Here is a 10370-nt window from a genome sequence, read left to right on the forward strand (position 1 = left end):
AGCATTGTGATTTAGCTGCATAAGTTGAGGCGACATCTACCTTGAAAGTTACCGGGGGCTATCAAGCCCAAAGATTTCTACATGAGCAATGTGATTGCCCGGCAGTTTAAGTTGAGTTTCGACAGTTTTGGATGGCTTTTGGAACTGCCGAAGATCATTGACCGGGAAATGATGACGAATCAGAAAACCATAGAGACCCTGATAGAGCACCAAAAGGATTACGATTCGGACGCTTTCATGTCCGCTTTCCTGGAAACGACGGTAAACGGTAAGAGTACAGTGAATGTTGCACGGGATCTTGGACTGATTATTGAACGTATCACCGTTAGTTATAATGGCAAGTTGGTGAAGAGCATTGATGAACCGATTACTATCAGGCACGTGAAACACAGGTTTGACGTGCATGTCCATGTCAGACCCGACAAAGCGCTCTATGACTCAATATGAAAGTACTTTACTGTTACAGGCAGGCGTATAAAACATACTATGAATTAATCCCCCGTCCGATAATAATTAGGCAAAATGATTATTTCGTTACGCTTTTTTCGACTGTTTCAGTTCTCAGTCGTTCAGCGAACACCTTTTTAAGGAATTGCTATGACTCAACACCGCAAGCTTTAGCTGTCTGAAAAACTTCAGAGTGGGCTAACTGGTAAATGTCTCAGCTTTGATTAACTACAATAGGTTATGCTGCTTTTGAGTGGATTTCGAAAGATTGGAAGCTTTTCAATTCCTTAGTGTCCAACTTTGAAAATAAAGACTGGAGATTTAAAAACCATGTTGCTCAGAATAATATCTATATTTTACTTATTTCCTTTTTTCCTCAATGCAGATAGTTTAACGTCGCAGCCAACTTATGCGATTGTATTTCATGAGACTTATTGTGAAAAATATAACAATGCAATTCATCGTTATATACACAGCGTGGGCAAAAAGGGCTACTCCGCATTTTACTTTTGCACTGACACTGTTGATATTAAGGAACTAAAAAAACGGATAAACCTTAATGCCGAAGAGAGAAATGTCAATTTGTCTGAGATAAAGGGAATAAATATCTTTGGTCCGGTTATTTCTACTGCAACAATAAGAAACCTTAAATCCCGCGACCGCTCTTTTTACCCTACTACAACGTTAATGCTTGATAATATCGAATTAGTCTTATACAGAAATACAGTAATCGATATTAAAACCAAACCGTATAAATCTCCTGATATTACACGATGGGTATCACATATGTTTGCGTCACCCAATAAAATAGACAAAGACATATCTAGTGTATTAGATAATTTTTCAAATGAACTTGCTGAACAAGGGAGCATTTCCACTGGAGAAAATTTCAAAAACAAACTGCAGAATGATTTATCGGACTCCAGAACAGTCAAGTATTATAGTTTTCCTGACGGTGAAGGAACTGCAATAATAGGGATGGCATCTTTTCCTGTACTCTGGACTATTACCGGACTTTCTCGCATGCGTGAGGGTTATAGTTTCTGGAGGCGATTTCAAACTGTTGGTGATTATTTTGGTAGCTTTGCCCTTATAGGCTTAATGTCAGGAGTTGAAGCATATTCAATAAATAGTTATTTATACACTCAGCATTACTTACCTGATGGCAATCAATGGAAAAAGGTCTTACTGAGAAAACCGTTAAATATTGATGGCTTTATCGATATGCATGGCAAGCACTATAACTATTTTTGATAGTAAAAATACCCGTTTGAGAAAACATTACAAGTGCCTCAAAATAATTTGAGGCACTTTTTTCATTATTTATGGGTTGGCACCATAGAGTGATTTTCAAGCAATCTATGCCATATAAGTTGAAAAGAATACTTATCTTACTCTCGCTCAGAGGGGTAGATTACCCAGGTTGAAGATAATGCAGCTAATAATGTCAAAGGACAGCTTAGATAATTTAAAAATATCGCTTGCTCAGAAGGCCGAAAAAAAGTCGAATAATAGTCCAGAGAAACTGAATTAAATACAGTCTGTGATTCTTTAATAAAAAAGTTTATCCCATCAGAAGGCATATCCTCAAATTTTTTCTCTATCAGATTAAAAATATATTCTTTTTGTATTGCGTGGTACTTCATTGCTTCAAACACTGCAGACTGTAATATCATAAGATAACTTAAAATGATCTCACGACTTGCATGTGGGACATAATTAAGACACATTGCAGCTAATATGATGAGTGAAAGTGAATCACCTTTAGCAGAGTATTCTTCACTCAAGGGTATAATAAACGGTATCAAATCCCCTTGAATGCCATGATCGACAACAATCTTTTCAGCAATTTGAATCATTGTAGACCCATCAAACTGAGCTCCCCAACTATGTGTTCCATACAACCTATCTGAAAAAGCTTTTTTGAAGTCACTTGCTCTTTTCACTAACTCATCCTTACCATCCGCGAGCCCTGAGTTAGGAAACATCATAAAAACTATAAAAATTGGCAAGAATGCCTTTAAACTTTTCATAAATTACCATACAACATTGAGTCAGGCTGTTAAGGATAGTTCAATGTTCGTAATTGTCTTGGCAAACTGATACCGGCAATAGAAAACCAAGCCATACTTTTTACTGTTTCGGCGTCATGAGACTCGGGGCCTTACAGTTGATCCTGTTCAGCTTCATTGAACGACTCTCTATGACCGAAAACTGTGACCCTAAGCAGTCTTCATTGGTTGCACCAAACCATAATTTGCAGAAGATATTGAATCTACGTTCAAGCACAGCATTTTTCGGAGTAATGAACTTGTCAAAACCTTGCAGGCTAAGCGACCGACGAGGAGTGATTCTGTAAAAACTACCACACCGACTTCAGGGTAGATAACCAGCTGTGTCAGTAACTTTCTTTAAAGGGTATATTTTTTGAATAATATTCAGCCGCTAATCTAACAATCCATACTGTGTCGCAAGGGTATGTCGCTTGTGCAGCAGGCAAAGATTGGAAATATATATCCATCGGACCATGTTTACTTATATACTTTCCATCTCCTATATAAAACATACTATGAATCACCGCGTCACCTGATAAAAATTGTACAACATCTCCCCAGCGTATTTTTTTCTTATCGAATATATGAATAGAAACAAACGGCAGTTTTTCATACCATTCACTGAAATTTTGCGATGTTTGTTTATCCATCCCAAATGCCAGATAATTAACAAAATGGTGGCAAATACCACGCATAACATCTCCTTCATTTTCAAAAGAAGAAACCGTTTTACAAACATTCTTAAAGCCCTTCGTAAAAAGTTCGGACAACCTTTTTTTTACTTGTGCTCGATAGCATAAATCAACATTAACTTCCTCAGCGCAAGATAAAGAAACTAAACAATCTTTATCCAGAACAGGATTTCTTGCATCTATTTTATAATGCTTGACACCATTTAAAACAAAGGGAAAAACAACGCATTTAGTAATCTGAACTTTTTTTTCATCGTAATGTTCTATATCGTCAATTTCTTTAATGCAGACTTCTTTATCGCTCAGTTTTTCAATGTAGAATTTTTCTACGATGAGTTCTTCATTAAGAAAATGAAATTGACTCGAAGAATCTACGCTTCTTTCTGATAATGATTTTTCACTAACCTGTGATTCGTAGCTTTGATCAATTATTAATTTATTAGGTACTAACTCTTTAATACCAGAACATTCTGGCTGTGCTAAAGCGAGGTGGTCTTGCAAGCATGTTGTTGTCAGTGGATTCATTGTCATACATCCTGTAGTATTTCTTAAAATAGCCGGACAGTCTTTCCCATATCCAGACGACAGTTTTTTTTCAACCTTCTGCCTTCCAACACTGGTTATATTATATATGACAGAAAAGAGGAATAATAATTCCCTTTTTTACTAGTTTTTTTATTAACACTAACTACGAAGTAAGTCCGCATAACAAAGAACAGGCCTGAGTTTGAATTTTTTGTTTCAACCTGTTTTGCGGTTCAGCCAGGTACGTTCGATCAGGAGCAGTAACTCACCACTGAGCAAACACAAAGCTATGATGACCAGTGGAGTATTCAATGAGAAGTGCCAGCTTTTTATCATCAGGAACAAGTGCTGAGAAGCAGTAACAAGACCGACCACGGAAACCAGGCAGGTCAAGAAAATACTGATATAACGGAAGTGAGGCAATACCATTAAGACTCCGAGCAGTCCAATGGCTGTTCTTTCTGTTCGGCAGAATGGGCAGGTTTGAACGATTTCCACCAGATCCATCCACCAGGTCACTGCGCAGATCACAATAGCAATCCAACCCAATGGTCTGATGTAGTGGCTCAGCACCAGCTTCGTGATCATGAAACCTGTCTCAGTGAACTTATCTCAACAGAGTTATCGTAAGATGACCAAGACTCTTTACAATGAACTGCTTATAGCGAACTGCCAAACATGCCTCAGGGCTCCTGAAGATGAAAGCCCAGTGCCTTCAGATGCGCCTGAACTCCTGTCTCACACTTTCTTGCCTGAACCGTCAGAGTGCTGAATTCCCGCCGCTCCCGATAATGCTTTCTCATTCGGTCAAACTCAATACGGCGTGCCTTCTTGTCCATAAAGAAGAGGCGGCGCATGAGGGCATCGTCACGTCGCAGATCGTAGACCGATTTCATCGCCAAACCAGCAGCCTGGGCGGCTGTAGCAGAGTCATTGAAGCCCATTCGTTTCAGGGCGGGCATGGGAGTGATAGCGGCCAGCCTGACTCGACCCGGCAGGCCAAAGGCCTGGCACAGAGCCTTATAGACCGTTTCGGTTCCGGAGATCTTGCCGTCCAGACTGTAGCCAGCAATATGAGGGGTGCCAATATCTACGCGAGCCAGCAAATCCAGATTAACATCAGGTTCATATTCCCAGACATCCAGCACCACACTGAGATCGAGACCTTCTTCAATGACTTTCAGCAGTGCCTGATTATCAATAACCGAACCTCTCCCGGCATTAATTAGAATAGAACCCGGTTTTATCTGACTTAACCTGTCATAATCCAACATGTGATGGGTAGGATACTTTACGTTCCGGGTCAGGGGAGTATGCAGGGCAATGACATCACACTGTTGCAGCAGTGTTTCCAGAGGTTCAAATCTGACTCCCGGCGTTCGCTCACAGAGCGGATCACAGGCCATAACTTCAACACCCAGTCCTTCAAGGGTCTTATAAAGTCGGCTGCCCACCTGTCCATGACCAATAATACCTGCCTTTCTTTTCTCCAGCTTAAAGCCCTCCCGATCGGCAAGGATATCCAGAGCACAAAGCACATACTCAACAACAGATCGGGCATTACAACCAGGCGCATTGGCAAAAGTAATGCCCCGTTTGGTCAGTGCTTGCTGGTCAATATGATCAACGCCCGCAGTACAGGAGCCTACAAACCTGAGCGAGGACGCCTGACTCAGCAGTGATTCATTCACCTTTGTCACTGAGCGCACCAGCAGCGCATCTGCACCGGCAATATCGCCTGCAGTAATATCCCGACCCTGCAAAGCCATTACTTCACCCAGTGCCCCAAAGCATTCATGAAGAAGAGGTATGTTCTCGTCAGCAACAATTTTCATCGATGGTGATATTCGTTGAGTCCGGTAATGCCGTGATACTATAGTCCATCCTTACAATTAACAACTCAGGGCTTATGCATATCTGTCACGTTTGTTTGAGAGAATCGAGAGAAGATAACCATTATAAAACCTATACTGCTCTCAATCTGGCCAATCATTGCTCATGACCTTGAAAGTAACTGTTCGCTTCCTCGCCCTGCTTCTGCTCTTCACTCTGACGGGCTGTGGTTTTCGGTCCACGCCTGAATATCAGTTGGAGGAGTATGAAGAAAGGATCAGTACTGTTACCGGACAGCCAATGCCTTCTGCTACAGTCAGCTTTCCTGAACTTCCTCCGCTGAGAAAGAGGCAATATCCATTGCCCGATGTTCGTTTGAAAGCACTGGAAGCCCTGAACCTTCTGGAATGTCCCAAGCTCACCCAGCTCATCGCACACCGCAACAACAGCCTGGGTAAACAGATGCAGCCATCTCAGTTGCTACACTACGAAAAAAAACTGATCGTCCAGCTTAAAGACTGCACATACTATTTACGGCAGCAGGATAAAAAGCCAGAACTCAGGGTCAGGCTGGAAGTCATCCTCCAGCAGAAAGAAGCCGCATTGCCTGCCGCGAAATGGAACATGTTGCTGTCTAATACCGAACTGCCAGGCCAACTCAGCGGCTTTCAGACTCTGCTTCCCCTCCACGGTGATAACGGCCGCCAGGGAACACTGGAAGCGTTAAACTATCTGCGGTTCTATCTGAAAGATGACCGTTTTTCTCCTCCCTACGATCAACAGTCTCTGGAAATGCATCTGCAACAATTGACTGCTTCGCATTATAGTGGTCAGTTACTGGCTGCTGCCACGGCTATCAGCAATACCCTCAATCGGGTTTCAGTGATGCTGGAAAAAAGCAATACTATCTGTCCGCAAGGTCGGCGCTCCTTGAAAATAGAGCGACTCAACAATGTATTCAGACTTTTCTACGTCGACAGTATTCAGCCTTATATGGCAAAAGTAGTTTCAGAAGGTAGAGAGTGGCGGTCAGTCGTGCTGCCTTTACTGCATGAACTGCCAGCGCCTCCTGATAAGGCAATGAAAGACTATCTACGGGCCATTGGCTATTCTGACTCCACCTTTTCAGTGTGGCATCAACTGGACAAAGCCATCCTGCGACATACCCGAAGCTGGCAGAAAGTGCTGGCTGAATGCCAAATGCAACCCGGACAAAATCCTGCGAATTAACTTCCAGACACCAGTGCCGATAGACTGCCTTAAGGGCGATTCCTGACTCACACTTTTACGCCCTGCATCACCGGAGATTCAATGGATAAAAAGCCGGATGTCGAAGGGAATGTGATTGACCTTTTTACCCGCAAGCCCGTCAACGAAACAAATAGTGAAAAAATTATCAGACTGGCGCCAGAGCTGGATGGCCTGGAAATGCTTTACAGTAACGACGCCAATCCGGGCAAACTGTTCAGCATGAAAATTCTCTGCTGGGCCCTGAAAAAAGATGGTACTGTGGATGCCATGGTGCCCTGGCTCAACAAGCTGGTGCCTGCAAGAGACCTCAATGATCCACTGAACGGTCATTGGGAAGGCTATTACGACAGCTTCCATGACCACGCCTTTTTTGAGCCTCCCGAATACAAAATGACTGAGCTTGAAATGGCCGCCCGTTATTATCAAACGAAGGAAGACGACCCCAACTTCATTGTTCAGGAAATTGGGGACAACATTGGCACCCACGCCATCCTGACAGAAGACAACTTTCACACCCTCCTGTTGATTCATGTCACCAGCTGGCGATTATACAACGATGGTCGTATTCATGCCATGCTCGCCGACGAAAAGAAAGTAGAAACCACCCCCATTCTGCCCAAAGATGGATGCCTTTTTCCGGCCCAGGAACATGAAGATTTCAAGTACTTCTTTCACCACATCATTGCCAACAAGATCAAGCGTGGTGACCCTGATGCCATTGCTGCCATTACCCAAATGATTGAAGAGTAAGCAAGTATCTAACAACTGCATGCTTTGCGCTTGGTACACTATATTGTGTTGGTAAATTTTGCAGTATGGTAGAGTTGATAATTTGATACTCTCTCTTTATCTTCAATAAATTCTCCTTCATCATTAAGAAACATATCTGTTTCATATAAATCATACCAAACATCACTTCCACGTGGACATTCATCGTATAATGCCTGAAGCTTGTTAGCTTCATCTGGTGAAAAACCTCGGGCTGCTTCTGCAATCACTGGAAGTAAATTATTAAACCTTGCTAAATGAGCTAGCTCAAGAGCATTACTATTTGCCCATGTCACAGGCTTGCGCAATAGCTCAGCATTATAAAAAGGCACAAGATCTCTGGCTAACGCTTCATTGTTTGTTTTAATAGCTAACACCAGAGGAGTATTATTTCCAAACTGCCTTGGCATACTTTTTAGATTTGGCGTAATTAGCAACTCATGATTCGTTTTTTGAAGATAATTGAATATAGCTTTTGATGCCCCCTTATCTCTGGCTGCTACAGCTGCAGTAAATGGAGTATTTTCAAAAGGTGTTGAATCAAATTGTAGCAATAAAGATTCGATCCCTTCTTTTTCCATGAGCTCCCTAATAAATTCGATTCGTTCTTTTTCAAAAGGGTGTTTATCTTTAGTTTTGGGAGCATTTGTAATATCAAAAACAACCTTAAATAATATATTTGGTCTAAAAGCATCACCTTTAAACGCAAATGGATCTCCTCCAGACCTCAGTAGCTTTAATGCTCTATTCCAATCAATTAATTCTGCTGCAAGTACTTTCATGAGCTTCTGTGTCACCAAATTTGTTACACTCTTCATCCTTAGAGTGAATGATCTTCGAGTTTTTTTTAGAATAGGTGTGTACTTAAATTTCAGAGGATAAGGAGAGACTCTTTTCATTGATCGAAAAGATCGTTTACTCAATTTCCCAGCATTTACTTTATGAATAGGGTTCCTTTTATCAAAGTACCATTCTTTATACAATGTATTGTCTGGATAAGATGGCAGCATACCATTACCTCACAACGTAAAAACATCCAAAGATTTGATTCCTAATGCTTTGCGGAGTTCCCAAATTATCTTATTAGTTAGTCATTCTAACGTTAAGTTATTACGCGCTTTGATTAAACTTGCTTCTTTTCCATAAATACAGAAACAAGGTGAGAAATATGAGTGGATACCTTCACGGTAGCTCCGACACTCAGCACTCCTTTATAAAAAATCACAGTTGTTTGATTTTTTTGTTAGGCATTCTTGCACACTTGTAAGTAATTAGTTTGAACCCAAATAAAATATAAGGTACTAATGAATAATTTACTAATAATGAAGGAATAAAGACATGGATCAAGTAGTAAAACCGACTATCGTGCAAGGGTCATATAACCCACAATGCTTCGAAATGGAGATCGACAGCCTGCCCATAAACAAAGCTGATGATAATAAATATCTTACTGACGCAGCAGAGCACACAAGAAATCAAATAGCCCATAAGGACTTGCTTTTAAGATCCATTTCCTTGGTTCCAACCGAGAAAGATAAGAATAATTACTATATCGACCTTGCAAAAAATATAGTCTTCAATCTCGATAAAACTTTTTTTGATTCAATTGATGAAGAGTCCTGGAAAAACATGGCTGATGGTTTAAAGTTTTCAGGCATTGATTCATTGGAGAAAGCCACAGCTATGGATTTGAGGGTATGTCCTCCATGTCCAGTCTTTCACACATGGGCCGCACTGCATGGCACCACCATATTTAATGGTTTGAATAATCCTGAAGGGCTCAAGGGGATAGATTATGTTCAAAGAATATTAGAAGAAGGAAGCAGTCTAAGTAAAAATGATATTCCACTGCTTATAGTGTTTTCGAATATGAGTTTAACAGAGTCTCAAATTCAAGAGATGAAAGCTGAATTTATAAGCCATGATAATATCTTATGTATCTCTTTGGAAACAGACCTTCAGCTAAAATTCCCTATGCCATTAAATAAATATGCTTCATCTATGAGCCTTGAGTTTATGGATTCTATTAGAGTTGTTGTGTCTCAAAACATTGCTAATACACTAAGCTTTTGTATAGATAAGGCGAGTTCTGAAAATAAACCCAAACTAGCTAATCGTTTAGAAAAGCTCGGAGTTAATCATTTATTTTATTCCGATATTGATAATCAATGGTTATCCAAACCACCCTACATATTAGCCAGACATGGGATGTTTACTCTGCCAAAAATGCCAGATGACATTCTACTCAAAGATATCAATGGCCACACCTTAACAGGACTATCTGATATTGATAGAAAGCGTTTAGTGGCACACAGATCTTTTTTCTCCGATCTGCCTCATTTAAATAAACGAAAATCAAAAATATGGTCTACGGACAAAGCAAGAAAGCTATTTAATTATATTTTCAGTGGTGAAGCAGAGCGTAACTATCAATATCTAGCAACACAGATAGGACATATTTCACACCACTACTATGATCTATTGAAACCTGCCAATCAAGTTGTTTCCTGGAAAGGTGACAATGGTTGTTTATTTATGACAGAGCACTCTAAAGATGATTTTTTAAGAGCTGCTTCAAAAAGAGTAAGCATAATAGACCTTCATGAAGAACCGAATAATGGATATTGTTTTAATCCAGATCCATATTACAGAGAAGCACATAGTCTCGTTGGCATGCAATTACTCAAGTATTATTACTATGGACATGATTACACGTGGCGCCAATAGTAGAAGATACCTAACCACATCAACTCCGCACCATTACGACTTTGAACCAGTGTTCAGGAACTTTTTTTATTTT

The 10370-nt window shown here is 40.6% G+C and carries 10 protein-coding genes; 5 read left to right on the top strand and 5 right to left on the bottom strand.

The genetic code is table 11. The annotated features are described in order from the left end of the window. The first annotated feature begins 81 nt into the window (after positions 1-81). Together KDK18_RS00490 and KDK18_RS00495 are read left to right on the top strand one after the other, a co-directional pair. Positions 82-447, top strand: coding sequence for a hypothetical protein (locus KDK18_RS00490; RefSeq protein ID WP_257252417.1), 366 nt, complete (start codon positions 82-84; stop codon positions 445-447). Positions 448-777: 330 nt separating this feature from the next. Then, the gene (locus tag KDK18_RS00495; RefSeq protein WP_257252418.1) at positions 778-1701 is read left to right on the top strand and encodes a hypothetical protein; all 924 of its coding nucleotides are present in this window, start codon (positions 778-780) and stop codon (positions 1699-1701) included. A 137-nt stretch (positions 1702-1838) separates the two neighbouring features. On the opposite strand, the gene KDK18_RS00500 is transcribed toward KDK18_RS00495, so the two are convergent. From KDK18_RS00500 to pdxB, 4 genes are all read right to left on the bottom strand, one after another. Then, a complete protein-coding gene (locus KDK18_RS00500) occupies positions 1839-2480 on the bottom strand; it encodes a hypothetical protein (protein ID WP_257252420.1) in 642 nt (213 codons plus the stop codon). Positions 2481-2845: 365 nt separating this feature from the next. Next, a complete protein-coding gene (locus KDK18_RS00505) occupies positions 2846-3718 on the bottom strand; it encodes a hypothetical protein (protein WP_257252421.1) in 873 nt (290 codons plus the stop codon). A gap of 216 nt (positions 3719-3934) precedes the next feature. After that, positions 3935-4306: a disulfide bond formation protein B gene (locus KDK18_RS00510; protein WP_257252423.1), complete on the bottom strand. Its 372-nt coding sequence runs from the start codon at positions 4304-4306 to the stop codon at positions 3935-3937. Between the two features lie 95 nt (positions 4307-4401). Further along, complete coding sequence (gene pdxB, locus KDK18_RS00515) at positions 4402-5553, bottom strand: 4-phosphoerythronate dehydrogenase PdxB (protein ID WP_257252425.1); 1152 nt, start codon at positions 5551-5553, stop codon at positions 4402-4404. 163 nt (positions 5554-5716) lie between these two features. Between pdxB and KDK18_RS00520 the strand changes: the two genes are divergently transcribed. Next, the gene (locus KDK18_RS00520) at positions 5717-6781 is read left to right on the top strand and encodes a DUF3080 domain-containing protein (RefSeq protein ID WP_257252426.1); all 1065 of its coding nucleotides are present in this window, start codon (positions 5717-5719) and stop codon (positions 6779-6781) included. Between the two features lie 81 nt (positions 6782-6862). Continuing rightward, a complete protein-coding gene (locus KDK18_RS00525) occupies positions 6863-7552 on the top strand; it encodes a hypothetical protein (protein ID WP_257252427.1) in 690 nt (229 codons plus the stop codon). Between the two features lie 38 nt (positions 7553-7590). Here KDK18_RS00525 and KDK18_RS00530 read toward each other — a convergent pair whose 3' ends face one another. Continuing rightward, positions 7591-8352: a hypothetical protein gene (locus KDK18_RS00530; RefSeq protein WP_257252428.1), complete on the bottom strand. Its 762-nt coding sequence runs from the start codon at positions 8350-8352 to the stop codon at positions 7591-7593. Between the two features lie 556 nt (positions 8353-8908). Here KDK18_RS00530 and KDK18_RS00535 point away from each other — a divergent pair. After that, on the top strand, positions 8909-10297 hold the full coding sequence (locus KDK18_RS00535) for a hypothetical protein (protein WP_257252430.1): 1389 nt from the start codon (positions 8909-8911) through the stop codon (positions 10295-10297). Positions 10298-10370: the final 73 nt, after the last annotated feature.

The organism is Endozoicomonas sp. SESOKO3 (genome assembly GCF_024606255.1).